Here is a 24,923-nt window from a genome sequence, read left to right as displayed (position 1 = left end):
TTATCACAAATAACTGTAACTGAACCTACTACAATAAAGGTGTAGCAAAGATGATCATCCCCAACAAAATGAAATACAACCAACATTATAGATTAAGAAAGAGGAGTGGTTTGAATGTTTAACAGCTGGTTACGTGAGAACAAAGTCGCAATGTGGTTGCTGACTGTAGTACGGGTTTATCTAGGGTATGAATGGATGACCCACGGACTTGAAAAGCTGACAGGTGGATTCGATGCAGGCGGATTTATCTCGGGGGCCATTGCTAAAACAGGTGGAGACCATCCCGCTGTACAAGGCTGGTGGGGATCGTTCCTCGAAGCCTTTGCCCTGCCGAATGTAGGTTTGTTCAACGTCCTGATCCCATTGGGTGAGTTCTTGGTAGGGGTTGGCCTGCTTCTCGGTACATTGACTACACTGGCTGCTTTGATGGCTATGGTTATGAACTTCTCGTTCCTGTTCTCGGGTACAGTAAGCACCAATGCAATCTACCTGCTGTTTGAAATCTTCCTTGTAGTTGCTGGTGCAAATGCCGGAAGAATTGGCTTTGACCGTTGGGTACTGCCCTTCCTGCGTGGACTGTTTCGTAAAAATAAAGATACCTTTCCAGCGGACCCTAGTCGAAAAATAGCTTAAACATCCCAAAATAACCGTTATCCTCCGGGTAATGGTTATTTTTTTTGTGCTGTTATGCTCACAAGAGGTCTTTCAGCTCCTTCTAACTCGAACTCTTTTATCGGATTCATCATCCCCCCAAACGTTTACAAGTTGGATACAACATGGAATGCTCACGATACATTTACCCTATACACTACAGTTACATCAAAGAACGTAATGGAGGGTTATATCATGAAAAAAATTACCAAAGCCTATCTCATGCTCGCAGCCGTAACTTTCACAGTGCAGACTATGGGATTGGGATATACGACATCAGTCAAAGCGGCGACGTCTACTACGACATCTCAGGCAGAAAGTGTACAACTTATCTCCAAGACCTTCGAGCAGCTACTACGCCAACCCGACAAGCTACCTCAGGCATTCACTTATTTGCAAAAGCATATTCAATCCATTCCAGCCTCTCAAGCTACCATCATGGTGCTTCATCTGGAAAATGCGCAGAAACAGCAATTGGATTCCTATGCAAAGACCTTATACCCGGCCTCTGTTCAAACCAAAATAAATCAAATCTATAAACCCGGTGATTCGTTCACAAATGTAATCATCCGTTCAAGCGATGTGAACCTGAAAAAGTTGCTAACTCAAACAAGAGATGCCGGCTACAAACTTGAAACTGCAGAAGGCATGTACTACCCAGTCATCAACTATGAAAAATATAAAGTCTTCGGGAAGCACACCACGACAGATATCCGCAGCTATATTGACATCATGGCGATGGAATCCGGACAGGCGGCTACCAAGGATGCCGCGCTCCGTATCGGCTATCAACAGTTAGCCGGACGAGTGCTGGCACAGGAGGCATTTTTAAACCAATATCCTCATTCCAACCGTACACAAGCTATAAAAAAATTGCACGATCTGTACTTCTTCTATACTTTCTATGGCACGAACAATACGCCATTATTTGATTATGATACCGGGAAGATTCATCCGAATGCGAAAAAAGGGTATCAATTCGTCGTTCAACGTAATATGGATTCGAAGAGTACCTACATTCAAAAGCTGAAAGCATTTATGACACTGTTGGATCAAAATGGAGATCAGCGTACTACGCAGGTATCCACTTGGCTTAAAAAGAACGTGCCTTCTAATTAATCAAAAACGCAAAATACACAAAAGAACTTCCATTCCCACACACCATGTGGATTCGGAAGTTCTTTTTTACATTTACGTATCACTTTCTTGACCAAAAGCCCAACAATTGAGACTCAACGAGCCAAGGACATACGACTGAAAAAGCTTATGCGCAGAGCGCTCATGATCCGCAGCCCCCATCGCATAAAACAAAGGTGAAAAATGCTCTATTCCATAAGAAGGTACCGCCTGTTTGGCATATGGAGCCTTTTTGTCATATTGGAATAGGTGACGCAAATTCCAGTCTTGGAGCTGCTGTGCAATCCAGTCATCATATTGAACGGCCCAATCGGCTGGCTCACTCGTCTGCTTGAGTGTCCGCAAGTTGTGGACCAATCCGCCGCTACCGATAATCAAAATCCCTTGTTCTCGCAAAGGCGCCAGCATCCGTCCAATCTCGTATTGCTCCTGGGGAGCGCGCCGAGAATCAATGGATAAGGGTACGACCGGTATGTCCGCATCAGGATATATATGCCGCAAAACCACCCATGCTCCATGATCCAGTCCTCGGTTCCGAACCGGCTGGTGGAACAGGTTATGCTGACTGAACAGATGCTCTATCTCCTCATACAGCTTCGGATCGCCTGGTGCAGGGTAATCGATTGAGTACATTTCTTCGGGAAAGCCATAGAAATCGTGCAACGCTGCATGCTGATCATCCGCGCCAATACATTGATCGGGGCTATCCCAATGCGCTGAAAAAATGACAATTCCTTTGGGTCGGGGCAGGCTCGCGCCCAGCTTTGCAAGAAAGCTGGTATATGCGTTATTTTCTACAGCCAGTGTCGGTGAACCATGCGCAACAAAAATTGAGGGTAATGTCATCGCTGCCAACCTCCACACGCCAGTATAGTGTTACTCTTCCATTTTACTCCGGCGGAGGCGCAATTTCCAATACAATCCGTTACACACTGAAATCAGATCATCCAGTGCTGCCAATCCCGTTGAATATTTTCCTGTTCATCCAGCCATTCAAGTGTCCGATCAATGAGCCGTTGCCGCTCTTTACCTGACGAGAAAGTGTGATCCCCCTGGAAAATAATCTCTTTATCACAGCGTCCCTCTGGACGCATCCAGAATATCTTTTGAAACAGAAATGCATAATCCACAGGAATAATATCATCCGAGGTGCCATGAACAACGAGCACATCTCCGTTAAATTTAACGGCCTCCTGGAACGGCTGAAATTGAGCTAACGACTCAAAATAAGCAGGCGTAAACTTATAGCCCAAATAGTCGGCATGACCGGTTTTAACAGACTCATCGTACACGCTTCGCTCCGTAATTTTGACGATGTCGTTGAATGGATAGCCCACTGCTGACCAAAGAACCAGATTTTGTACTCTCTTATCCCGTACGGCTGTGAGAAGGGCAACCGCGCCCCCCAGACTGTGACCGATCAGCGTCACCTTGGTTGGGTCAATGTCCGCACAATTGACGGCGTAATCCAACACGGTACGTGTCTGATTAATCATGGATTCGAGCCCCTGCTTGCCGTATTCACCTGTGCTTTCCCCACAACCGGCAAAATCAAAGCGCAGGACAAAGTATCCCCCTTCGGCCAGTTCACGCGCAGTCTTGACGAATAATCGATCTACTCCGATACGATTGCCCACAAAACCGTGACATATAACAACGAGGGGAACTCGTCTCTGACGCTCTCCCTCATTTGTACGGTTTGGATAATGAATTGTTGCGGCCAGCTCTTCATGTTCAAAGCGAATTCCAATTTGCCGTTCCATCCTGATTCCCCCTGTTTCAAGCTTCACTACACATTTATGAATTCAAGCTCATATAGTAACGTGGAATATCCATCCAGGATATTCATTCACTTTAATTCCGATAAGTTTAATAAGTTTTATAGTAAAGTCAGTCTATCATCGCCCTGCTTCCTTGTCAACCTGTCAGTTCACATCGTTAAAAAAGTAAACAAATAGCGCTCCCCGGTGCGATTCCGGAGAACGCTATACTACACTTATTAGAGTGAATCCACTACATTAAAGTAGACATTCGTTATTCGTAGCTGTTCCTAAACATTTGGTGGGTCTCCGTTCGTCCCTCCCACTCCAGCTTACAAGAGGCGCCGTTATGTTCATCCTCATGCCACAGGCTGCGGTAGTTCTGTGCACCTAGTTCACCTGCAAATTCTGTATCCTCAGCCACTTCAATATCGTCCAGTATACGGTAGGTTGGAGAAGTTCCTTGAACACTCCGGTGACTCACATTTGTAGACGAGGCCACCCCGCTATTCCTGTTCGAAGCGTTTGCTAATCGTTTTTGGACTGAATAATCTGCCTGGTTCTCCAGTTTCATGATGCCACACCCTCTTAACGTTTATATTCAGGTTGCTCTATGTGCTCACCCTGTATCCAGTTTGAGGAGAATGCAGCGGTAATATACATTTTATAGATAAAGTCTTTTGCCATCCGACGCTTCCTCACGTATACTGTCTTTGTTACGAAATGGCGGTTCCATCAGCTCGGGATACGCTCATAAAGCAGGAGGAAGAAATGAATAAAGCAAAAAATTATACGCTTATTGCATGGATTGCCTTGTCTATGTTTTTTTTGACACAGGCAATTATCGGATGGTTTGTCACCTTTACAGGTGGGGATATCAAACCCTTTGAAAAAATCAGCCTATCCACCCTTATCATCATCGCCGCAGGAGCCATTCTACTCGTTGAAGCCCTGATGAATTTTATGGACCGTCCCGAAGAAGGCGAGGAGACACAACAGCCAGACCATGCCCCTGTAAAGCCCCAGATGAATCTTAAATCCATCTTGATGTATGTTGTGTTAGTTGTCGTGATTCTTGTCGCCGGACTAGCGCTGCGCAGTGTACTGCCGGTATTCAGGATCTCACCTTGGGTAAATTTAATTCTCGCCGCCATCGGCTTTATTGGACTCAAACCGATTTTTCTGCGTAAAAAGCGTTCATAGCCCGCAATTCTCATTATATGGAGCTGCCTCATTTTGGATCATAGCAGCTCCTTTCCATTTCGATCAGGCAACCGACTTACAGCTTGAGCGTGCGCCAAAAAGCCGTATTCCTGGCCTGCAAGAAGCTGCATGGGGGAATACGGCTTGATATACTTTAAAACTTATTTGGAAAATAGTTGTTCTGCATTATCCAGAGCAATTTTATGTCCCATCGCGGAATAGTCCAGCCAAGGCTGTCCGTCCAACATGTAGACATGCCCTTGCTTCACCGCTTTGAGACCTTGCCATACTGTATTTTCTTCCAGCTGTTTGTATACCTTTTGGGCATCCGCGCCTTTACTGATGATAACAAGGATCGCATCGGCATCATAATCCGGTAAAACCTCTTGGGAAACAACTTGATAAGCCTTGTTGATCTTTTCTACACCCTTGGCTGGCTTCAAGCCCAAGTCCTGATACAACAGCGGTCCTACGGGACGCTTCATCCCCATAACACGAACCTCTTTCGCCGTCACACGTACAGCCATAACCGTTCCGTCCCCAATTTTTGAATGAATCAGCTTTTTGACTCGTTCCTTCTGTGTATCATAATCTTTTAGAAATGCGTCTGCCTGTGCTTCATGTTTGACCATAGCAGCTATTTTTTTCAATTGATCCTTCCATGTGCCTTCATCCAGATCAAAAACTTCGGTCGGCGCAATTTTTTCAAACTTGGCCACATCGGTTCCCGAATATTTTTTGTCCAAAAAAATATGATCAGGTTGAAGTTCCAATACCGCTTCCATATCCGGGTCTGTGACAACACCTAGCTTACGTGTAGTTTGAAGACGATCTTTTACATGGGGCAGAAAATCCTTCACATCTCCACCAATGACCGAACCAGCCGGAGTAATGCCCAATGCCAGCAGGTTGTTTGTCAAATGAATAGACATCGAAGCAATGCGCGAATCCGCACTAATGGTTGTCTGCGCACTGCCAGCCGCTTTCGTATCGGTAGCCTGTTTGTCGGCTGCTTGTCCGCAAGCGGACAGCATGATCATGCATACAACAAGAGTTGTGACTACCCATGAACGTTTAAAATCAGAACCCTTAAATTTGTGCTTTCTCATGTTACTCTCTCCTATGCTACAGAAACTCTACATTATAATGATCAATATAGAAGGCTTCTGCTTAGTTATTAATTTCAACGGGTTGCATCATTTGCATCATATGATTTCATATGTACCTATTCCTTCTGTCATTTTGTTCGGGACAACAGGAATAAAAAGTATGGAGCTCCTACCACAGCAACCACCACACCTGCGGGAATCGCATTCGGCTGAAACACCGAACGCCCAATCGTGTCTGCGGTGACCAGAATAACGACCCCGACCAAACAGGCTACTGGCAGCAAATGCTGGTACATCGGCCCAACCAGACGGCGAGCCAGATGAGGCGCAATCAGCCCAATAAAACCAATGCCTCCAGCCATGGATACGCTGGCACTGGATAGAGCCACGGCTGCGCCCAGCAGTAATAGACGCTGGCGCTTCACATTTGTGCCGATTCCAGCTGCGGTCTCGTCGCCCAACGACAGATTGTTCAGACTGCGCGTCTGCGACAGAACGTAGGGTAATACAATGACTATCCAAGGCAACAAAGCCGCTGCGTGTATCCAATCCCGGCCCCAAACGCTGCCAGCCAACCAACGTGCAGTAAATGCGTACGTATCCTCATCCAGCCGCAACGACCAATACAGCGTTATGGCGCTAAGACCCGAGGCTACACCGATGCCGGACAAAATCAGACGCACCGGCACGATTCCTCTGCTGCGGTTATAGGACAACAAAACAATTAGCACCGCCGCAATGACACCTCCTGCAAAGGTAAACAAGGGGATCAGAACGGCGGCCGATCCGTCCAGGTCGCGAAAAAAGCTAACGAACATCACCAGTCCCAACGCAGCCCCCGCATGAAGACCGAGCACTCCCGGATCAGCAAGTGCGTTCCGTGACAAGCCTTGCATGACCGCCCCGGCTGCGCCTAGTCCCGCTCCAGCTAGCACCGTTACAACAATACGAGGCAGACGATATTCGAACAGAACGATATGATCACGTCCGTTGCCACCGCCAAACAACGTATCCAGCACACGTAGCGGTGGAATACGAATCGTTCCGGTATTCAAACCCAAAACAAGGACAGCAAAGCTGATCCCCGCCAATACCAAACAAACGAGCCAAGCCTTTTTCGTTCTTGTGTCCCCAATCCCTAAAGAGCGACTCACTATAAATCCCTCCTTTCCTTACGGGCGAGAAAGAGGAAAAAGGGTACTCCGATAAAAGACACCATAATCCCAATAGCTAGCTCCTCTGGCGGATTTGCCATTCTCGCTCCCAAATCTGCCAGCACCAGTAATACGGCTCCCAATAACGCAGACAGCGGCACGATCTGGCGATAATCCACACCGATTAGCTTGCGAGCGATATGTGGGATAACCAAACCTACAAAGCCGATGGCTCCGGCAGCCGATACAGATAGGCCGGCCAGTACCACTACAGTCAGCAGACCCAAAAGCCGGATACGCCTGAGATTCAACCCAAGGTTTAACGCCACCTCATCGCCCATCGAAATCAGCGAAATGGAACGTGCCAGCCCCATAGACCAGGCGATCACAATAAGCAAAATCGGTGCAAGAATCTCAAGCTGCGACCATTTAATCCCGGCTACGCCACCCGCATACCAAAAGGCTAAATCCTGACTTAGATCAAAATAAATCGCAATCCCCGAAGTCATGGAACCTAACAAGGCAGTCGTCACAGCTCCAGACACCGTCAATCTCATAGGTGTCAATCCTCCCGGTGCAGATGCTCCCAGACCAAATACTAGTAAGGTACTCATCAGCGCCCCCAGGAACGACAATACTATTAACGTCCCATAAGGTAGATTGGGGAAAAAGGCAAAACTCACTGCAACTACAAACATCGCTCCTGCGTTAATGCCCAGCACACCTGTATCTCCCAGCGGGTTTCGTGTAATACCCTGAATCAGAGAGCCTGCCACCGCCAGCGCAGCTCCAATAACAGCTGCACCGAGTACACGCGGTAATCTCAGCTCGTGAATGATCTGATGGGTCATTAGCGAACGATCATAGTGAAATACTGCCGACCACACGGTGCTTACGGTCAAATCCTTGGCTCCGAGAGAAATGGCGGCGAATATGGCCAAAGCCAACAATACAGCCGAAGCTGTGAACAACAACGCCTGCCGAACCCTACCCGCTCGAAGCACTGGACGTGCTGTTATGTCTACTTCAGGAACTGCCCTCTCTGTCAGAGCTGTATGTTTGTCCATGCTGTCTTTGGACTGCATTTGGTGAGGTCACTCCCTCCATACCTGAAAATCATCACGTCTCTTATAACGATAATGATAATTATTATCAACTTGATACATAATAGCATGTTTCTATGACATTGCAAGCCAAAAACTGTTCCCCTTAGGAGGAACAGTTTTTGAATATATCTATATGATTTTACTGCACAAATGACTCCAAACGGTCCTCTCTTTAGTACGTAGGCCAGCCTGCCGAATCCCACTTCAAATCACTAATCAGAAGCTTTGGATTTCCACCATCAGTGGCATCATAGGCATGACGTGCAATCACACTGTTGTTATAGACAGATTGTCCACCCGGTCCCTTCCAACGGTCATTCCCTGCATCCAGTATCGTTCCACCGCCATCCATCAGGCTTTTGCCGCTCTTGTCCACATACGGTCCGGTAATACTAGTAGAGCGACCGTAAATAATCTTATAATTACTGTCTACGCCTTTGCAGCAGTTATCAATGGAAGCAAACAGATAATAATAGCCGTCGCGGTATGTAACATGCGGCGCTTCCAAACCACCAGCCGTACGCTTGGCGATAGAATAGATCTGGCCCGTAGGCTTCATCGTATTTTTATCCAGTCGAGTCACTTTCAAGCCTGAATTCCATGAACCAAAGGAAAGCCACGGGTTACCGGAAGCGTCAATGACGAGATTCGGGTCAATAGCATTATAATCGTTAGCATCCGTCGTACGCAGCACTAGTCCATCATCTCTCCAGCTCCCCGCGCCAATGCTCGTTGCGGAAGCTAGTCCGATAGCCGAGGTCCGGGCACCAAAAGTAGAAATGGAATAGTACAGCCATACCCGTCCATTGTACTTTTGAGCATCCGGTGCCCATACATCGTTAGTCTTTTGCTTAGGTACATACGTTTTCCACCATGATGGCGGCGACAGAAATATTTGCGGCAATCTGTAAAAATTGCGTCCGTCGTCCGATCTTTGAACCTGTATCCCCTGCCCTGTAGAGAAAATATACCATGCGTTGCCTTCCTTCGTAATGGACGGATCATGCACTGCCACATCGCCAGTTAACGCCCAATGCTCTGCGGATGCAGATGGCATCACTGACAGCATTAAAGCAGCCGAGGTTACGGCAGCAAACGCCGTTCGGGTCAATTTACTCTGTACTGATTTTTTCCATGCCTTCAACATTCTTTCGCACCTCCGAATGAGTATCTTATAATGAAATTCAGGTGACACACCTATTACATTAGTGTTTATACTTATGAAGTTACCCATATATTAACCTATCACATTCAGTTTTGTAAACGCTTTATTTCAAATAAAAAGAAATTCATAAACTACGCATAACAATATACATACGAGGATTTTGCAAAATCCTGATACAAAAAAAAGAGCCCGTAGGCTCCTTTTCAAATTAACATATTAAATAGATTTTCGTTTTTGTTTAGTTCCGTATATTTAAGCCCCTTGCGGTTCATTCGTTCAATTAAAGGAAGATAGTCTTCCTTGTGGAACAGCTCAATGCCGACCAGAGCGGGTCCATTTTCCTTATCATTCTTTTTCGTATATTCAAACCTAGTAATATCGTCGTCCGGTCCAAGCACATCCTGTAGAAACTCACGCAGTGCCCCAGCTCTTTGCGGGAAATTCACCATAAAATAATGCTTCAGTCCTTCGTAAATGAGGGACCGTTCCTTAATCTCCTGCATACGATCTATATCGTTGTTACCACCGCTGACGATACAGACCACCGTTTTGCCTTGAATCTGCTCGCGATACAAATCAAGTGCTGCAACAGGCAGTGAACCCGCAGGCTCCACAACAATCGCATTTTCATTATACAGCTCCAGAATCGCGGTACATGCTTTGCCTTCCGGTACCTTCACAATATCGTCCAAAGTATGTTTACAAATATCGTATGTCAGCTGACCCACACGCTTCACTGCAGCTCCGTCAACAAACTTGTCTATTTGATCCAGTGTAACCACCTTGTGCAAACGCATCGCTTCCGTCATCGACGCCGCGCCGAGGGGTTCCACGCCAATTACCTTGGTGGACGGACTCACGGTTTTAACATACGTACCTACACCTGCTGCCAAACCGCCGCCGCCAATCGTTACGAACACATAGTCCATAGGTGCATCTAGGCTCTCCATCACTTCCATTGCAATCGTACCATTGCCCGCAATAATTTTCGGCTGATCGAACGGGTGGATGAAGGTCATTGCCTGCTCGCTGCACACCTTCATTGCCTCGTCATAGGCATCATCAAACGTGTCTCCGGTCAGAATGACCTCTACACTGTTACCGCCAAAGCGACGAACCTGCTTCACCTTCTGATTAGGCGTTGTACTCGGCATAAATATTTTACCGCGGATACCAAGTGCATTACATGAAAAAGCCACACCTTGCGCATGATTCCCCGCACTCGCACACACGATTCCTTTTTCCATTTGCTCAGGGGTCAAGCTACGGATCATGTTGTAAGCTCCACGGATTTTAAAGGACCGCACGACTTGGAGATCCTCTCTTTTCAGATACACATTACAGTTATATTTGGCCGATAGGACGGCATCCCTCTGTAAAGGTGTACGTACAATCACCTCACGCAGCATATGATGCGCCCGTACAATATCCTCCATGCCAACGGTTGACGCCATGGTCGGGTCAGTTTTCTGGGTTTCTGTTGGTTCCATAGGTTCTCCACGCTCCGCCTGAATATTTCTGTATTTGAGCATTTTGCATAAATCCCAAGAGCGATTTCAAATCAGCAATATACAGATCGAAACGGTTTAGTTCGTCTATATATTGTACTATTGAGCGTTAGGAATCGAATTATGCAAAGTACTGTATTTGAAATCTTTCAAATATCATACCACGTTTACCCATAGCTTGTGCAGATGATAGTCATGAAAATGAGAATGAAAATCAATCGAATCTAAAAAAAGGCAGACCGGGACAATGCCCGATCAGCCTTTTCTGACGTTGCACATTTCTTGTATTCCATTGCTCTATTTAATACCTTTCCGATTACCCTTTTACTCCACCTGCCGTCATTCCTTCAATAAAATAACGCTGGAAGAACAGGAACACGACGAGAATCGGTAAAATAGCCAAAACGGATCCCGCGATCAGCACATCATAATTGTTGCCATACGGCGTCAGCAGACTGGACAAACCAATCGGTAGTGTCAGCATGTCATTGGTACGCAATACAATCATCGGCCACAGGAAGTTATTCCAACTGTTCATCGCCTGCAAAATAGCCATTGCCGCAAATGCTGGCGCCATCAGAGGCATCATAATCCGTACGAAAATGCCATATTCTGAACAGCCGTCAACCCGCGCAGCATCCATGAAGTCCTTGGGAACACCACTCAAATATTGACGGAAGAAAAAGATCGGGATCGGCGCGACGACGAAGGGTAGAATTACGCCCCATACTGTATTAATCAGCTTCATGCCAATCATTAGCTTGTAGAGCGGCAGCATGATAATTTCTACCGGGATCATCATCACGACCAGCACCAGTGTGAAAATCACATTTTTCAATCTAAAACGGTACATCTCCAGACCGTAGCCTACCATCGCGGACAATATCAAACATAACACCGTAAACAAGACGGTAATGACAATACTGTTCCAGTACCATTGAAAATAATCCGTCGTCCCCTGAAAGATGAACGCATAGTTTTTCAAGGACATGATGCCCCACTCCAGCTTAAGATTCAAGCCGTAGCGCAGCAGCTCCGTCGATGGCTTGAACGAGGCAAGCGTCACAGCAAATAGCGGAAACAAGGCAAACCCGGCAAACAGAATGAACAGGACAACGAGCAATGCGGATAACGAGCCTTTTTGTTTCTGAGCCATCGCTTAATCCTCCTTCCGGAACATGCCGAAAAATTTGAGCTGGATCAGGTTCAGCACGAGTGTAAATACGAGCAATACAATGCCCACCGCAGCTCCAAAGCCCATACTGTTCTGCTCCAGACCTTGGCGATAGAGATAGCCAACAATCGTTAAACCAATATCGTTCGGGGAGTTATTTCCGTTCCACAGCATGTAGCTCTCCGTGAACATGGATAACCCCGCATAAATGCTAATCGTAAATACGTAGATCGTCACTGGTTTCAGCATAGGAATCGTAATCCGCCAAAATGAATCGAAACGACTGGCTCCATCAATCTGCGCAGCTTCATACAACTCGGGAGGAATGTTCTGGAGTCCCGACATGTAATACAGCATGTTCACGCCTAACCATCTCCACAAGGCCAGCACGATCAACGCTAAAAAGCCGGTGTTCGCGTTCATTAGCCATTTGTAAGGCTCCAGACCGAATACCCCCAACAGGGAGTTCATCAGCGAACCATCCAATTCCCCGAACATGAGGCGGAAGATCGTTCCTGCTACCACCACTGAGGTTAGTGCAGGGATAAACATCACGGAGCGAAACAACCCTCTGCCCGGCATTTTAGGCGAATTCAGCAATACCGCCAATACCAGCGGCAGAGGAATCAGCACGACCAGGGTAAGGAGCGTGTACAGGACGCTATTCAATATCGCCTTTCCAAACGTAGGATTGATTAAGTCCTTATAATTTTCCAGTCCAACATAAGTTGTTATCCCTGGCAGGACTTCCTGAAAGCTCATAATGACCGTCGATATGACCGGATAGGCAAAAAATAACGCAAAGGACAGTAAAAATGGAAGGACAAACACATACGGTGCCGTACGGCTGGAATGAATAAAGCGACTCCATCGGCTTCTGGTCGGACGCTGAGGCTGTGGCGGCTGACCTGTCGGTACATTAGCGTTCGTATGAACGGGCGTTGCCATGAATCTCACTCCCTTTCCTGTTGGGGTCTATCTCAGTTCATCTGCCAGCTCATGTAGCACCGTGGCTGGATCTTCGCCATTCTGTAGTGTCCGATAAAGTATTTTATTGCGCACAGCACTGGCGATATCAGGCGTTTTCGGACCGATATGCACCGCATTGATTTCATCTTTGACTTCGATGAGCGTGTCAAAAATATTCGTTCCGAAATACTCCGTAAATTTATTCTTGGCTTTGGCTTCCGGCATGGTCCACACTTCACTACGGATGGGATCAAAACCAAGCTGCTTCCAGATCTCCACATTCCCTTGCTTGGATAGCTTGGCAAAGGCCAGAAAGCGCATCGCCAGATCCTGGTGCTCTGATTGGTTCGTGACTACTGTTCCGGTTCCACCCATACCCGCTGAGCGAAAACCACCTTTTTCCCACGCTGGCATGGGTCTGATGATAATTTTACCTTTTAGGTCAGGCATGTAATCCGTAAAACGTCCCATATACCACATCGGCATCCATACCGAAGCGGCCCCACCTTTGTTCATAAATCCGTAGTATTCCTCCATGTGATGCCCGCCGCCCGGTGCGGGAATAGCGATTTTGTCTTTTATCATCTGTTGAAGAAACTCGAGTGTTTTAATATTGGTTTCGTTATCCAACGTCAACTCGCCCTTGTCATCCAGAAAATCTGAATTTTGCTGGGAGATCATCGGCCAATAGCTCCATAGGTCATTCGTTTCTAAGGTCGCCATGGGCTTGCCTGTTTTCGCCAGTACTTGCTTGCCTGCAGCAGCATAGTCTGCCCAGGTGACGATGGAATCCGGGTTTACCCCCGCCTGGTCCATAATCTCTTTATTGTAGTACATCACTTCGGCCCCAACGTGGAAGTCAATGCCGTAATATTTACCGTCTTTGCCGTAAATCTGTACTCTGGAAGGCACAATGTTATTGATCTCGGGGTCAATCACCGGATTGAGCGGGACCAGCTGCGGTATGCCTTTGAGGAAATTACCAATCTTGTTCACCTCGATATCCGCGATATCCGGCGCTCCCACCCCCGATTGCAGCGCAATCGACAGCTTACTGTGATGGTTATCATAAGGAAATGTATTCGCTTTCAAATTAATCAATTCATCAGGGTGCTGTTGGTTCCATTGGTCAGCCATTTGCAGAAAAAACTTCTCATGCAGTTCATTGAACGTCCATAATACAAGTTCTGTTCCCGGCCCATCCTTTTCATCGGTCTTGAAAGAACAGCCTTGCAGCAGTCCAGCCATCAAAACCACCGCCATAAGCATCAAAGCCATGCGTTTTCTTCGCAGCAGCATATCCTTCCCCCTTCGCATGATGAAATCCTAATTCGTAAATGATTGCGCTTTCTTTTATTATTTAACATCAACACAAATTAGTTTACAACAACATTATTTATAAAATATTTATTTTCAACGCAGATTAGCGTCTCCTTTGCATTATAGGGGGAAAATGAATTGAATGAGGCTATGATGATTTTTGCATAAAAAAGAGGCCCCACTCGAATTGAAACTCGAAGTTGGGCCTCGCTTTTTTAACTACTCTTGGGAATGGGCTGCTTCGTCCTTCACTTCTTCCCGAAATGATCTAATACTTTCTTTACGACGATTATTTTTTTCTTCGATCTGCTTACGCTCCTCGTTGCTGATTTCAGAGGAAAATTCGTTTAGATATCCTTCAGCTTCATGCAGGTTCTGCTGTGTGTTCTGAATACTTTGTTGCAAATGTTCAACATTATCGGCTCGATTATCTGGTTTTGCCATTCGTTTGTCGCCTCCTAATAATGGGGTCGCTCAGTAGAGCGCTAATCCGTAGCTTGATCGCTATCGGAGCATTTTATGCATTAAAATGCTCCCCAAACCACTTTCCTGCGGCTACGGCTTCAGTCCGAGTCAATTGATGACCATTTCGTTCCCAATATGCTTCCACCTGCGCTCCGGCCCCTTCCAATAATGCTTGCAGCTCCTGAGATTCCGAAATTGGAACAATGGGGTCATTCTCACCGGAAGACAAGAATACAGGGATACCATTCAAAGCGGGCAAATCCAGCCCACGCAACGGCACCATTGCATGGTGTAAAATAGCTCCACGTAACGCTTTTGCATCGTGAAAGAGCATGCTGGCGGCTATGTTTGCACCATTGGAGTAGCCAAGAGCCACCACGTTATTACGATCAAAATCGTATTGCTCTGCAGCTGTGTCCACAAATTCGCTCAGTTCTTTGGTGCGAAATACGAGATCCTCAATGTCGAACACTCCTTCTGCCAAACGGCGAAAGAAACGTGGCATCCCATTTTCCAGCACATTTCCTCTCACGCCTAATACAGAAGCTCCCGGTGCTACCATCTCAGCCAAAGGTATCAGGTCTTGTTCGTTCCCGCCTGTACCATGCAACAGCAAAATAACCGGGGCTTGCGGATGATTTCCTTTACGAAATACGTGTTTCATTTATATTTCCTCCTCATTTTTTCTTTAAATTAAGATTCTTATTTTTAGTATAAATTAATTATAGCCAACTTCGCTGCCTTTTACAAACCTAATTAGTCTGATCTACATCTTTTTTCTAAAATGATGCCTTGTTCCATTGACATGTAGTATAGCTCTATTTTACTATCGTGTTAGATATTTAGAATATTATCTAAATATCTAAAGGAGGAAATGTATTTTGAACGATGCCTTCAAAGCTTTGGCTGATCCAACCCGGCGTACAATCTTACAGCTTTTAAAGGAGAAAAGTATGAGCGCAGGTGAAGTGGCTGAACATTTTCAAATTAGTAAGCCCAGCATCTCCCACCATCTCAATATCCTGAAGCAGGCTGGGCTGGTGCTGGATGAACGACAGGGGCAAAACATTATCTACACCCTGCATACAACGGTTGTGGCGGATGTCATCGGTTGGATGTTCAGCATCGCCCACTCCGATACCCCTGCCCAGAAAAATGTGAATCATATCAAGGATACGGAGGGATCTGAATGAAATTGCGAACACCTTGGGGCTTTACGGATGTTTTGACGACTTTGATTGCCTTATCACCCGCTATAGGCGCTATACTGCTGTACGACCGACTTCCCAATGTTCTAGCCTCGCATTTTGGCTTTGACAATACAGCAGACGGGTATATGAGCAAAAGTGGTTCTATTATCATGCTCGTGCTGTTGGGTCTAGTACCGCTGGTCATTCGATTGGCACGCTACATGGACCCCAACAGAGCTAATTATGAGAAATTTTCAAAAGCCTATGAAGTTACGCGTGCAGGTATTTCTTTGGTTCTCGCTGTAGCTGGATGGGGGATGCTGCTGTATAACCTGAACATACGACTGCAAATGAATACTATAATTTTGGGAGTAATAGGCCTGCTGCTGCTGGTGATGGGTAATTATATGACTCAGGTGCAGCCGAACTATACCTTCGGTATCCGCACTCCGTGGACTCTGTCTAACCCCGAGGTATGGCGTAAAACGCACCGTTTCGGAGGACCTATGATGATGCTCGGTGGTGCTTCGGGTTTGGTGGCGGCATGGGTCGATGGAGTGGCGGGAACGGTCATTTTTCTATCCGTGCTGATCATATCCGTCATCTCTCCCATACTCTATTCTCTCTTGTTGTATCGTAAGCTAAACCAGTAAGCAGACAAAGCCAATCCTGAACCTAAAAAAGGAACCTCCCAATCCACGATAAACGTAGAATAGGAGGTTCTTTGTACATTTAAATATTAATATTAGAACAGCAGCTTATCGGGATGCGTGCCTACACGCTCATCAAGATGAAGACCATTGATTCGTTCAATATCCTCAGTCGTCAATTCAAAATCGAATAAATCAGCATTTTCGCGAATACGATGCGCGGTTACAGATTTGGGAATCGTCACAATCCCCCGATCCAGATGCCAACGCAAAATAACCTGCGAAGAGGTTTTACCGTATTTGGCAGCAATCTCAACGATGTCCGCTTGCTCGGTTAATTTCCCCTTCATCAGCGGACTCCACGATTCAAGCTGAATCTGGTGCTCCCGGCAGTATTGATGCAGCTCTTGTTGAGTCAGACGAGGGTGAAGCTCCACTTGGTTGATGACAGGAACCATGTTGCTGTCTTTGAGGAGGTCTTCGAGATGGTGAACTTGGAAGTTACTAACTCCGATAGCGCGTACGCTTCCTTCTTCATACAGTCGTTCGAATGCCTTCCAGGTTTCCTTGTACTTATCCTTGCCAGGCCAATGAATGAGATACAGATCAATGATATCCAGACCTAGCCGCTTACGGCTATCCTCAAAGGCACGCAGTGTTGAATCGTAGCCTTGATCCTGATTCCATAGCTTGGTAGTTACAAACAGATTTTCTCTAGCCGCTCCACTATCACGAATGGCTTGTCCAACCAGTTCCTCGTTGCCGTAGATCGCCGCTGTATCAATGTGACGGTAACCGACCTCAATAGCTGTTTTGACCGCTTCGTAGACCTCATTGCCTTCCGCCTTGTAAGTACCGAAACCGAGCCAAGGCATCTGAACTCCGTTATTCAGTACAGTTGTATCCGCAATGTTCCCCATGTCTATTCCTCCTGTTCCTGATTATGAATTATTCAACGGGATGATTACAGTTTAGTTGCATCCTGAAAAGCATTCACTTGAAGTGGAGCAGCCAACAATTCTTTAGCCGCGGCAACAAATGCCTGGAAATGGGCAGAATTATTATGGAAATCTACAGCAGCAGCATCTTTCCACTCTTCAACCATCGTAAATGCGTTGGGATCATTCAGATCCTGCATTAACGTGTAACGTACATTGCCTTCTTCAGCTTGGGATGCGCTGATCAGCCCTTGGGTTTGTTGCAGAAAAGTCTCTCTTTTTTCAGGTAAAACTTTCATATCGGCATGAATAATAATCATATTATGTTCCTCCTCGTATTATGTAACTATTTCTATTATAGACCATTCTTTCGACAGAATAAAAGTGCGGGCGTTTCTGTAATACAGTAAAATAGATCGTATGGGGGAGAAGATCAGCTGATCCGTTCCTCCTATATTTTGTTTAACGGCGGTGAAGGCATGTGCGTTTTCAGACAAAACTAATGGTATTTATATCTCTTTTAGTACTGGTAGTTACCGGGCTGTTGGGATTATCCTTTCGATATATGATCACCTCCGCTCTATATGATGAAATCGGAGAAAGGGCGCTCACCGTCGCCAATACCCTCGCCGTAGATGCGCAGGTCAGAGACGCTCTGGAGCAGACTGAGACGACGCAATTGCGTTCGCGTATCAACGAGGTCATAAAGCCTGTCCAAGCCAGCAGCGGCGCTGATTTTATTACTATTGCTGATCGTCATCTCATTCGACAGTGGCATGTAAACCCGGAGCGTATCGGCACGCCTATGATAGACCCCATGAATGATAAGGTACTGCAAGGGCAGTCCTTTATCACTGAATCGACGGGTTCTCTCGGACCGTCAATACGCGCCAAAACAGCCGTTTATGATACGCAAGGTAAGGCCATCGGGCTCGTCTCTGTAGGTTTTTTAATGACAGATGTGCAGCAAAATATTCGTACATACACATATGCATGGCTCTGGTTTATGGTGGGCGCGCTGATGATCGGCATATTGGGAAGCCTGGTTATAGCGCAACGGGTTCGACGCGCACTGCATGGACTGGAGCCAGTGGAGATCGGACGGTTGTACCAGGAAAAGCAAGCCATTATTGAGTCCATCGGCGAAGGAATTATCGCGGTTAATAGTAACGGACAAATCACACTTGCCAATCCACAGGCAGCTCGCTTGATCGGACTCCCCGCGGAAACCTCTATCTACGGATGCGACCTTCGTCACTTGACAGGTGTTCCAGATGTACTGGTTGATATGCTTGTTGCCGATTACACAGTAGAGCATTCAACGATGGGGCCAGATCAGGGACAGGACATATGGAATAAGGAAATTGAGGTCCAGCAGCGAATTGTAGTCGTCAGCCGTGTGCCGATCCAGGATCGTTCCGGTCGCATCATGGGCACAGTTGCCAGTCTGCGTGACAAGACCGAACTGCTCCACATGACACAACAGTTGACAGAGGTCAAAGATTACGCGGAAGTACTTCGATCACAAACACACGAATACGCCAATCGGCTGTATCTCATATCCGGCCTGATTCAGTTGGAGTGTTATGACGAAGCGGTGGACTTTATCACCCAGGAATCAGAGGAATATCGTGTACACAGGCCGATTGGCACAGCTCTCCTAACCGATTCAATCATCGCCAGCCTACTGATCGGTAAGAAGAAACAGGCGCTGGAAAAAGGGGTTTTACTCCATTTTGATATTAAAGGAGCATTCTCAACCCAGTCTCCTACGTTGGAGTGGTCCTTTCTCGCTTCCATAGCCGGAAACCTGCTGGACAATGCCATGGAAGCTGTTGCGATGTCCTCCATCTCTGACGGACAGGTCTGGTTCCGGCTTGAAGAAACGACTGAAGTCATCATCGTCGAAGTTGCGGATAACGGATCGGGAATTTCGGACGATATCCAAGAAAAGCTGTTTGTCAGGGGAGCTTCGACCAAAGCAGATGCAGGACATGGATATGGCCTTGCTCTCGTGCTGGAGTACACTGAACGAATGGGCGGCTCTATTGAAGTGCATGAACGGCCTGGTGGTGGAAGTATTTTTGAGGTATACATTCCTTTACATAGGACAGATATGAGTAATGATGCAAAAGGAGGTTATGCCCATGAATGAGCGAGTTTTATCGGACATTGAGGTTCTTATTATTGAAGACGATCCGCGAATTGCGGAGATTAACCGCCGATTTATTGAAAAGGTAGACGGGTTCACCGTATGTGCAATCGCGACGAACGAATTTGAGGCAAAACTTCAACTGGACGTGCTCCGTCCTCCTCTAGTCGTGCTGGATGTTTATTTTCCTGATACGGATGGTCTAACCCTGCTATCGTTCATCAAGCAACACTATCCGGGTACAGATGTTATTATGCTGACTGCCGCCAAAGAAGCTGAAACAGTGGTACAAGCCGTTCGAGCAGGCGTGTTTGATTTTATCGTAAAGCCGCTTATATTCGAGAGATTGCGTGCGACCTTGGAGGAATATGCCCGATTTCGGCGACAAATCACAACATGGCAAGAGGAACAATCCACAGTCGAACAATCTGAAATTGACAGTTTGCTTCAAAGCGCGGGCACCGGTCGGATGGCGGGGAACGGAGTCGGAGAATTATGGGCCAAAGGCATCGATAAAGTAACCTGCGACAAAGTGCTAGATCTCCTGAATCGACGGGGTGAGGTGACTACAGGTACAGTGGGAATTGAGCTGGGTATGAGCCGTTCTACAGCCAGAAGGTATCTGGAGTATTTAGTGGAAAGTGGCGACGCGCACCACGATCAGGTGTACGGAACCGTCGGCAGACCGGAGCGTATCTATCGGCGACAGCGGAGGGATGCATAAACCACCCAACTCTGATGTCCTGTTACTTCCCCCTCCTCCTATTCATAATTTTATTGAATTTAATTCACTTAATCGATCAAAACGGTTTAAATGACCACATTATTTACGTCCTCCTTCCCGATTGCTAGAATGATCAACAGTTAGTTGATTGATAATGATTATCAGTTTCTCTGATAATCATACTGGAACGGGGGATAACGTATGGCAACACCGAAACAACCACTGCGCACAGGCATGCTGCTTGCAGCGATCCTGGCACTACTGACGGTCATTATGGCGGGATGTGGACGCCAGTCACAAGATAACAGCACAGCAGCACCTCAAGCAACAGGCGACACTCGAATGATTAAACATGAGATGGGAGAAACCAAGGTTACAGGTACACCCAAAAGAATCGTAACCCTGGAATTCTCTTTTGTCGATGCCACAACCCAACTGGGCGTTACTCCTGTCGGCATAGCTCAGGAAAATGACGATGATATTGATGGGCTGCTCGGTAAGAAAATCAACTTCACACCAGTAGGGACGCGCAAACAGCCAAACCTGGAAACGATTAGCTCCCTAAAGCCGGATTTGATTATTGCCGATCTGAATCGTCATAAAAGCATATACAAAGAACTAAGCGAGATTGCTCCGACCATTGTTCTAAAGAGCCGCAATTCCTCCTATGAACAAAACCTGGCATCCTTCGGTGTCATCGCCGATGCGTTGGGCGAGAAGGAAAAAGGCGAGCAAATTCTCACTGCGCATAAAGCTACCATGGAAAAGTTAAAAGAAGGCATCAAAGCTGGCGAGTCACGTAGCGTATTGCTAGGGGTATTCCGCTCTGATTCACTATCGGCTCACGGTGCTTCATCCTTTGATGGACAACTGCTGGAGCAAGCGGGTATTCACAATGCCCTTCAAAATACAAGCGAGCCTACCGTCAAGCTGACGCTGGAACAGATTGCACAAGCGGATCCTGATGTGATCTTTTTGGTGGAAGCCGATGAGAAGCTGATTGCGGAATGGAAGCAAAACCCGCTTTGGCAAAACATTACGGCCGTCAAAAAAGGGGAAGTTTACGAAGTGAACCGGGCACTATGGACCCGGTACCGTGGACTCGGCTCAGCCGAGAAAATACTGGAGCAAGCCATTTCGCTTCTGTATCCCGCGCAAAGTAAAGGAGACGGCTCCCGTTGATCGGACAAGTCTCACGCGACCGGCTGAATAAGCCGGTCTTCTTTGCACTTATCGCTGCGTTGCTGGCTGGATTGCTGCTCAGCGTGGCGATTGGCCCAGTCAGGATGGACATCCCCACCATGCTGACTGCGCTGTTCACCGAGCATCCGTCCAAGGATCAGCTCATTGTCTTGACGGTACGCCTACCGCGTGCCGTTATTGGCCTAATCGTCGGGGCGGGGCTCGCCGTGGCTGGAGCCCTGATGCAGGCCATCACACGCAACCCGCTGGCCTCGCCGCAGGTATTCGGGGTCAGCTCAGGCGCTTCGCTGGCTGTCGTGCTGTCCGTCGTGCTGCTGCCGAATATCGGATCGTCCGGCAGCATTTATTTTGCTTTTGCCGGGGCCATCGCAGGCGGCTCCTTCGTATATGCGCTGGCCGGAACGGCGGGCATGACGCCGGTTAAGCTGGCCCTTGCCGGGATGGCCGTGCATCTGTTGCTGGCCTCCATCACCCAGGGACTGCTCGTGTTCAACGAGCAAATATCCGATGTGCTGTATTGGCTCGCCGGAGCCATCGATGGTTCCACTTGGGCCGACACGCGTCTGGTGCTGCCATGGTTCGCCGTGGGTATGATCCTTGCGCTGGCGCTGGCCCCCTCGCTATCTGTGCTGAGCCTCGGGACGGAAGTCGCACAAGGATTGGGACAAAACGTACGTCTTGTCCGTCTACTGGCCTCGGCCTCAGTGATTATGCTGGCAGGCTCTGCCATAGCGGTAGCCGGGTCCATCGGCTTTGTGGGCCTGATGGTGCCGAATATCATCAAGATGTTTACAGGTGACAATTACAAGCGGGTCATTCCCCTGTCTGCAATCTGCGGAGCTCTGCTGCTGACATATGCAGACGTGCTTGGACGATTCATTGCATTTCCTTATGAGTCGCCCGTTGGTATTGTAACGGCGCTGGTGGGTGCGCCCTTCTTTTTATATCTGGCGCATAAGAACGGGAGGGCTTCACGATGAAAAAACTGTGGATTTTACTCGCGCTCATGCTGGGTGTTGCTTTTATAGCTATAGGCGTGGGCAGCACCTACATTACGCCCTCTGAGCTGATCACAGCTCTGACGGATCGGAGTGCCTCTTCCTGGTTCATCGTTCACCACTATCGGCTGCCACGTGGTCTGCTGGCCATCATGGCCGGAGCTGGGCTGGCAGTAGCCGGTGTTCTGCTACAAGGCATGATCCGCAACCCGCTAGCCTCGCCAGATGTGGTAGGTGTATCCAAGGGGGCCGGCTTTGCGGCGGTTCTCGTCATCGTACTGCTACCCTCATCCCCAGTGGCGCTGTTGCCTGTAGCGGCCTTTGTCGGTGCCGGACTAGCTGCACTGTTGCTCGTACAGCTTTCGATGAAGGGAGGCATGCGTCCCAATATGCTAGCCTTGACCGGACTGGCGGTGGGCGCTATTTTTCAGGCTGCGACCGATTATATACTGGTCAAGTATCCACTCGAAGCCAGCGACACGCTCACTTGGCTAGCTGGAAGTCTGTGGGGAAAAGGCTGGGACGAAGTGTATGGGCTACTGCCGTGGTTAATCGTGTTGCTGCCTCTCGCCTATACCCTACAGCGTAAGCTCGACATTATGAGCCTAGATGAAGAAAGCTCTGCTGGGCTGGGACTTAGCGTGAAACGCGTGCGTACAGGACTGCTAGCCGTGTCAGTCGCCTTGGCTGCCTCCTGTGTTGCTGCCATCGGCTCCATCGGCTTTATCGGACTGCTGGCACCGCATCTGGCACGGCGGTTATTTGGCAATCGCCACCGCTATCTATTGCCCGGCTCGGCGATGATCGGCGCCCTGATTCTCGTCCTTGCTGACGCGCTGGGACGAGGTCTGAAGCCGCCGCTCGAAATTCCCGCTGGCATCGTGACAGCCGTCATTGGCGCGCCATATTTTCTGTATCTATTGCTGCGGGAACGCAAACAAAAAGGCAGCGAATAGGATTAGGATAAGAAGTTGCGCAGCGCTGCTAAACGCAGTACTATACTCTAGCGTTTAGCAGCGCTACCTGTACACCGATACGCCGATTAACTTCTTCTCTAAACGATTCATCATGCAGTAACCTCTTTTTAAAAACATTTATCATTTCAGGAAAGCTGGCATTTGTGCTAGGGTCCAAATCGTTAAAAAAGACAGCTAGCTCTGTCGAATGCCCTTCTTTATCTGTCGCATACATTGCCAGTGTCAAAACGTAAGCCGTGGAGCCTCCTTTTTGCCCAGTATGTTTCAGGAATTGCTGGTTTTCAGGAAGAACCATAAATGGTTCCTCCATGACCTCGGACAATAACTTTTGCTCAGCTTTTGTGAACCCTTGACGGCGGTTCAGCTTACTCATTAAAGAGGCATAATCGGCCGTCGTTGAAGCTATAAAACGATCCGTATTAATACGGTCATAATCCTGATCATACCAGGTCTCAATATCTGCGTTTTTCTTGTAAGAACCACTCACATCACGGCGCAGCTTGTTATGAATCACGCGGGCATATCGGCGAAACTCCGTGTCCGACATCGCCTGAATGGCTTCTTTGGCAGAAATTTTATTCTTTGTATTATTCCAATTCTCACCTTGTCTCTCCTTCATCCATTCGTAAGGAATCAAAATGGAGGATACAAACGGATAAATGGGATCATGATTTTGCAGCCCCATTTTGGCTCTCGTCCGATTGATCGCATCCACCCCCAGTTTGTCCATTAAATACTCCGCATTGGCGTTGGAACTAAATTGAATCATCCCCTTGGCGACGTCTCGTACAGATACAGTTTCATTCTGTATCCGCCCTTTAGCCTCCATATTCTGTAGCCACGCCGTATGAGCACCACCATCCAAACCCGGCAAATAAAACCTTTCCAGCGAAATCAGCTTCACTCTGTCATCCGGGTTGATCTGATCCACCGCCGCTTGCTTGGCATATTCGATCGCAATGATTGTTTTGACGGTGCTCGCCAAAGGCATCATCCGGTTTTCCTCTTGGCCTGCCAGCTTTTTTTCATCTCTCAGAATCGTAATCGAAACTTTTTCTGCATTCTCCTCCACAAAATGAAGTAAACGCGTGGCAGCATCCTGTTCCTTTGTTTCACCCTCAACCTCGGCTGCAATCGCAGTTGTGGGCCGGACGGTATTCGGGGGATTAGCCACTTGATTCTGCATGAAAGATAGTAATCCTGTTGCCACTCCCATAACGATGAGCACTGTAGCCAAAATAGTTGCTACTATGATAAGGCGCTTTCGTTTCACTATAACCTCCCCCTGTATACACTTCATACACAGGTTTATTTTCCCATTTTTATATTTCAATTTCTATTTTAAACGAAAACACAGTACAAAAAGTTTC

The 24,923-nt window shown here is 47.5% G+C and carries 26 protein-coding genes; 10 read left to right on the top strand and 16 right to left on the bottom strand.

All coding sequences use genetic code 11. The features are described from left to right. The first annotated feature begins 114 nt into the window (after positions 1 to 114). Both BM358_RS22610 and BM358_RS22605 read left to right on the top strand, forming a co-directional pair. Positions 115 to 633: a DoxX family membrane protein gene (locus BM358_RS22610; RefSeq protein ID WP_023987083.1), complete on the top strand. Its 519-nt coding sequence runs from the start codon at positions 115 to 117 to the stop codon at positions 631 to 633. Positions 634 to 846: 213 nt separating this feature from the next. Further along, entirely contained in the window at positions 847 to 1,770 is a 924-nt protein-coding gene (locus BM358_RS22605; RefSeq protein WP_028542000.1) for a hypothetical protein, read from the top strand. A 72-nt stretch (positions 1,771 to 1,842) separates the two neighbouring features. Here BM358_RS22605 and BM358_RS22600 read toward each other — a convergent pair whose 3' ends face one another. The 3 genes from BM358_RS22600 to BM358_RS22590 all read right to left on the bottom strand — a co-directional run bounded on the left by BM358_RS22600 (position 1,843) and on the right by BM358_RS22590 (position 4,122). Continuing rightward, positions 1,843 to 2,634 (bottom strand): dioxygenase family protein, encoded by a 792-nt coding sequence (locus BM358_RS22600; RefSeq protein WP_023987081.1) that lies wholly within the window; start codon positions 2,632 to 2,634, stop codon positions 1,843 to 1,845. A gap of 92 nt (positions 2,635 to 2,726) precedes the next feature. Then, positions 2,727 to 3,551 carry an alpha/beta hydrolase gene (locus tag BM358_RS22595; RefSeq protein WP_023987080.1) on the bottom strand — a complete coding sequence of 275 codons (825 nt, stop codon included), beginning with the start codon at positions 3,549 to 3,551 and terminating at the stop codon, positions 2,727 to 2,729. Between the two features lie 271 nt (positions 3,552 to 3,822). Continuing rightward, positions 3,823 to 4,122, bottom strand: coding sequence for a hypothetical protein (locus tag BM358_RS22590; RefSeq protein ID WP_023987079.1), 300 nt, complete (start codon positions 4,120 to 4,122; stop codon positions 3,823 to 3,825). 197 nt (positions 4,123 to 4,319) lie between these two features. On the opposite strand from BM358_RS22590, the gene BM358_RS22585 reads away from it, so the two are divergent. Further along, the gene (locus tag BM358_RS22585) at positions 4,320 to 4,751 is read left to right on the top strand and encodes a hypothetical protein (RefSeq protein ID WP_013308831.1); all 432 of its coding nucleotides are present in this window, start codon (positions 4,320 to 4,322) and stop codon (positions 4,749 to 4,751) included. A 161-nt stretch (positions 4,752 to 4,912) separates the two neighbouring features. Here BM358_RS22585 and BM358_RS22580 read toward each other — a convergent pair whose 3' ends face one another. From BM358_RS22580 to BM358_RS22535, 10 genes are all read right to left on the bottom strand, one after another. Then, positions 4,913 to 5,860 carry an ABC transporter substrate-binding protein gene (locus BM358_RS22580; RefSeq protein WP_028541999.1) on the bottom strand — a complete coding sequence of 316 codons (948 nt, stop codon included), beginning with the start codon at positions 5,858 to 5,860 and terminating at the stop codon, positions 4,913 to 4,915. A 128-nt stretch (positions 5,861 to 5,988) separates the two neighbouring features. After that, entirely contained in the window at positions 5,989 to 7,014 is a 1,026-nt protein-coding gene (locus BM358_RS22575) for a FecCD family ABC transporter permease (protein ID WP_049828453.1), read from the bottom strand. Continuing rightward, the gene (locus BM358_RS22570) at positions 7,014 to 8,033 is read right to left on the bottom strand and encodes a FecCD family ABC transporter permease (RefSeq protein ID WP_371263110.1); all 1,020 of its coding nucleotides are present in this window, start codon (positions 8,031 to 8,033) and stop codon (positions 7,014 to 7,016) included. Before BM358_RS22570 ends, BM358_RS22575 begins: the two co-directional genes overlap by 1 nt. A 259-nt stretch (positions 8,034 to 8,292) precedes the next feature. Beyond that, positions 8,293 to 9,267, bottom strand: a complete 975-nt coding sequence (locus BM358_RS22565) for an arabinan endo-1,5-alpha-L-arabinosidase AbnA (RefSeq protein WP_013308827.1) — start codon at positions 9,265 to 9,267, stop codon at positions 8,293 to 8,295. A 221-nt stretch (positions 9,268 to 9,488) separates the two neighbouring features. Next, positions 9,489 to 10,775, bottom strand: a complete 1,287-nt coding sequence (gene ilvA, locus BM358_RS22560) for a threonine ammonia-lyase IlvA (RefSeq protein ID WP_028541996.1) — start codon at positions 10,773 to 10,775, stop codon at positions 9,489 to 9,491. A 334-nt stretch (positions 10,776 to 11,109) separates the two neighbouring features. Continuing rightward, entirely contained in the window at positions 11,110 to 11,949 is an 840-nt protein-coding gene (locus tag BM358_RS22555; protein WP_023987072.1) for a carbohydrate ABC transporter permease, read from the bottom strand. Positions 11,950 to 11,952: 3 nt separating this feature from the next. Further along, a complete protein-coding gene (locus tag BM358_RS22550; RefSeq protein ID WP_023987071.1) occupies positions 11,953 to 12,915 on the bottom strand; it encodes a carbohydrate ABC transporter permease in 963 nt (320 codons plus the stop codon). Positions 12,916 to 12,942: 27 nt separating this feature from the next. Continuing rightward, positions 12,943 to 14,235, bottom strand: coding sequence for an ABC transporter substrate-binding protein (locus tag BM358_RS22545; RefSeq protein WP_023987070.1), 1,293 nt, complete (start codon positions 14,233 to 14,235; stop codon positions 12,943 to 12,945). A gap of 240 nt (positions 14,236 to 14,475) precedes the next feature. Further along, complete coding sequence (gene tlp, locus BM358_RS22540) at positions 14,476 to 14,700, bottom strand: small acid-soluble spore protein Tlp (RefSeq protein ID WP_013308822.1); 225 nt, start codon at positions 14,698 to 14,700, stop codon at positions 14,476 to 14,478. Positions 14,701 to 14,773: 73 nt separating this feature from the next. Then, the gene (locus tag BM358_RS22535) at positions 14,774 to 15,385 is read right to left on the bottom strand and encodes an alpha/beta hydrolase (protein WP_028541995.1); all 612 of its coding nucleotides are present in this window, start codon (positions 15,383 to 15,385) and stop codon (positions 14,774 to 14,776) included. Between the two features lie 217 nt (positions 15,386 to 15,602). Between BM358_RS22535 and BM358_RS22530 the strand changes: the two genes are divergently transcribed. Further along, the gene (locus BM358_RS22530) at positions 15,603 to 15,914 is read left to right on the top strand and encodes an autorepressor SdpR family transcription factor (protein WP_013308820.1); all 312 of its coding nucleotides are present in this window, start codon (positions 15,603 to 15,605) and stop codon (positions 15,912 to 15,914) included. Next, positions 15,911 to 16,564 carry an SdpI family protein gene (locus BM358_RS22525; RefSeq protein WP_028541994.1) on the top strand — a complete coding sequence of 218 codons (654 nt, stop codon included), beginning with the start codon at positions 15,911 to 15,913 and terminating at the stop codon, positions 16,562 to 16,564. The genes BM358_RS22530 and BM358_RS22525 overlap by 4 nt, the downstream gene beginning before the upstream one ends. A 92-nt stretch (positions 16,565 to 16,656) precedes the next feature. On the opposite strand, the gene BM358_RS22520 is transcribed toward BM358_RS22525, so the two are convergent. Both BM358_RS22520 and BM358_RS22515 read right to left on the bottom strand, forming a co-directional pair. Further along, positions 16,657 to 17,481, bottom strand: a complete 825-nt coding sequence (locus tag BM358_RS22520; protein WP_028541993.1) for an aldo/keto reductase — start codon at positions 17,479 to 17,481, stop codon at positions 16,657 to 16,659. A gap of 44 nt (positions 17,482 to 17,525) precedes the next feature. Beyond that, the gene (locus BM358_RS22515) at positions 17,526 to 17,819 is read right to left on the bottom strand and encodes a putative quinol monooxygenase (protein WP_013308817.1); all 294 of its coding nucleotides are present in this window, start codon (positions 17,817 to 17,819) and stop codon (positions 17,526 to 17,528) included. Between the two features lie 161 nt (positions 17,820 to 17,980). On the opposite strand from BM358_RS22515, the gene BM358_RS22510 reads away from it, so the two are divergent. The 5 genes from BM358_RS22510 to BM358_RS22490 all read left to right on the top strand — a co-directional run bounded on the left by BM358_RS22510 (position 17,981) and on the right by BM358_RS22490 (position 23,532). Continuing rightward, positions 17,981 to 19,654, top strand: a complete 1,674-nt coding sequence (locus tag BM358_RS22510; protein WP_028541992.1) for an ATP-binding protein — start codon at positions 17,981 to 17,983, stop codon at positions 19,652 to 19,654. Then, positions 19,647 to 20,375: a response regulator gene (locus BM358_RS22505; RefSeq protein WP_023987065.1), complete on the top strand. Its 729-nt coding sequence runs from the start codon at positions 19,647 to 19,649 to the stop codon at positions 20,373 to 20,375. The genes BM358_RS22510 and BM358_RS22505 overlap by 8 nt, the downstream gene beginning before the upstream one ends. Positions 20,376 to 20,576: 201 nt before the next feature. After that, entirely contained in the window at positions 20,577 to 21,557 is a 981-nt protein-coding gene (locus BM358_RS22500) for an ABC transporter substrate-binding protein (RefSeq protein WP_028541991.1), read from the top strand. Beyond that, the gene (locus BM358_RS22495; protein ID WP_028541990.1) at positions 21,554 to 22,558 is read left to right on the top strand and encodes a FecCD family ABC transporter permease; all 1,005 of its coding nucleotides are present in this window, start codon (positions 21,554 to 21,556) and stop codon (positions 22,556 to 22,558) included. Before BM358_RS22500 ends, BM358_RS22495 begins: the two co-directional genes overlap by 4 nt. Further along, the gene (locus BM358_RS22490; protein ID WP_028541989.1) at positions 22,555 to 23,532 is read left to right on the top strand and encodes a FecCD family ABC transporter permease; all 978 of its coding nucleotides are present in this window, start codon (positions 22,555 to 22,557) and stop codon (positions 23,530 to 23,532) included. The genes BM358_RS22495 and BM358_RS22490 overlap by 4 nt, the downstream gene beginning before the upstream one ends. A 40-nt stretch (positions 23,533 to 23,572) precedes the next feature. On the opposite strand, the gene BM358_RS22485 is transcribed toward BM358_RS22490, so the two are convergent. Then, positions 23,573 to 24,826, bottom strand: a complete 1,254-nt coding sequence (locus tag BM358_RS22485; protein ID WP_028541988.1) for a serine hydrolase — start codon at positions 24,824 to 24,826, stop codon at positions 23,573 to 23,575. Between the last annotated feature and the right edge of the window lie 97 nt (positions 24,827 to 24,923).

It is taken from the genome of Paenibacillus sp. cl130 (assembly GCF_900116035.1).
In the GTDB taxonomy this organism is placed as follows: domain Bacteria; phylum Bacillota; class Bacilli; order Paenibacillales; family Paenibacillaceae; genus Paenibacillus; species Paenibacillus polymyxa_B.
This window is presented reverse-complemented; position numbering and strand designations above follow the sequence as displayed.

Excerpts from the sequence above, each read along its gene's own strand:
- BM358_RS22610 (WP_023987083.1), top strand. The coding sequence starts at position 115 with ATGTTTAACAGCTGGTTACGTGAGAACAAAGTCGCAATGTGGTTGCTG.
- BM358_RS22590 (WP_023987079.1), bottom strand. The coding sequence starts at position 4,122 with ATGAAACTGGAGAACCAGGCAGATTATTCAGTCCAAAAACGATTAGCA.
- BM358_RS22505 (WP_023987065.1), top strand. The coding sequence starts at position 19,647 with ATGAATGAGCGAGTTTTATCGGACATTGAGGTTCTTATTATTGAAGAC.
- BM358_RS22545 (WP_023987070.1), bottom strand. The coding sequence starts at position 14,235 with ATGCTGCTGCGAAGAAAACGCATGGCTTTGATGCTTATGGCGGTGGTT.
- BM358_RS22520 (WP_028541993.1), bottom strand. The coding sequence starts at position 17,481 with ATGGGGAACATTGCGGATACAACTGTACTGAATAACGGAGTTCAGATG.
- BM358_RS22550 (WP_023987071.1), bottom strand. The coding sequence starts at position 12,915 with ATGGCAACGCCCGTTCATACGAACGCTAATGTACCGACAGGTCAGCCG.
- BM358_RS22490 (WP_028541989.1), top strand. The coding sequence starts at position 22,555 with ATGAAAAAACTGTGGATTTTACTCGCGCTCATGCTGGGTGTTGCTTTT.
- BM358_RS22555 (WP_023987072.1), bottom strand. The coding sequence starts at position 11,949 with ATGGCTCAGAAACAAAAAGGCTCGTTATCCGCATTGCTCGTTGTCCTG.
- ilvA (WP_028541996.1), bottom strand. The coding sequence starts at position 10,775 with ATGGAACCAACAGAAACCCAGAAAACTGACCCGACCATGGCGTCAACC.
- BM358_RS22515 (WP_013308817.1), bottom strand. The coding sequence starts at position 17,819 with ATGATTATTATTCATGCCGATATGAAAGTTTTACCTGAAAAAAGAGAG.
- BM358_RS22600 (WP_023987081.1), bottom strand. The coding sequence starts at position 2,634 with ATGACATTACCCTCAATTTTTGTTGCGCATGGTTCACCGACACTGGCT.
- BM358_RS22525 (WP_028541994.1), top strand. The coding sequence starts at position 15,911 with ATGAAATTGCGAACACCTTGGGGCTTTACGGATGTTTTGACGACTTTG.
- BM358_RS22605 (WP_028542000.1), top strand. The coding sequence starts at position 847 with ATGAAAAAAATTACCAAAGCCTATCTCATGCTCGCAGCCGTAACTTTC.
- BM358_RS22565 (WP_013308827.1), bottom strand. The coding sequence starts at position 9,267 with ATGTTGAAGGCATGGAAAAAATCAGTACAGAGTAAATTGACCCGAACG.
- BM358_RS22580 (WP_028541999.1), bottom strand. The coding sequence starts at position 5,860 with ATGAGAAAGCACAAATTTAAGGGTTCTGATTTTAAACGTTCATGGGTA.
- BM358_RS22585 (WP_013308831.1), top strand. The coding sequence starts at position 4,320 with ATGAATAAAGCAAAAAATTATACGCTTATTGCATGGATTGCCTTGTCT.
- BM358_RS22500 (WP_028541991.1), top strand. The coding sequence starts at position 20,577 with ATGGCAACACCGAAACAACCACTGCGCACAGGCATGCTGCTTGCAGCG.
- BM358_RS22535 (WP_028541995.1), bottom strand. The coding sequence starts at position 15,385 with ATGAAACACGTATTTCGTAAAGGAAATCATCCGCAAGCCCCGGTTATT.
- tlp (WP_013308822.1), bottom strand. The coding sequence starts at position 14,700 with ATGGCAAAACCAGATAATCGAGCCGATAATGTTGAACATTTGCAACAA.
- BM358_RS22595 (WP_023987080.1), bottom strand. The coding sequence starts at position 3,551 with ATGGAACGGCAAATTGGAATTCGCTTTGAACATGAAGAGCTGGCCGCA.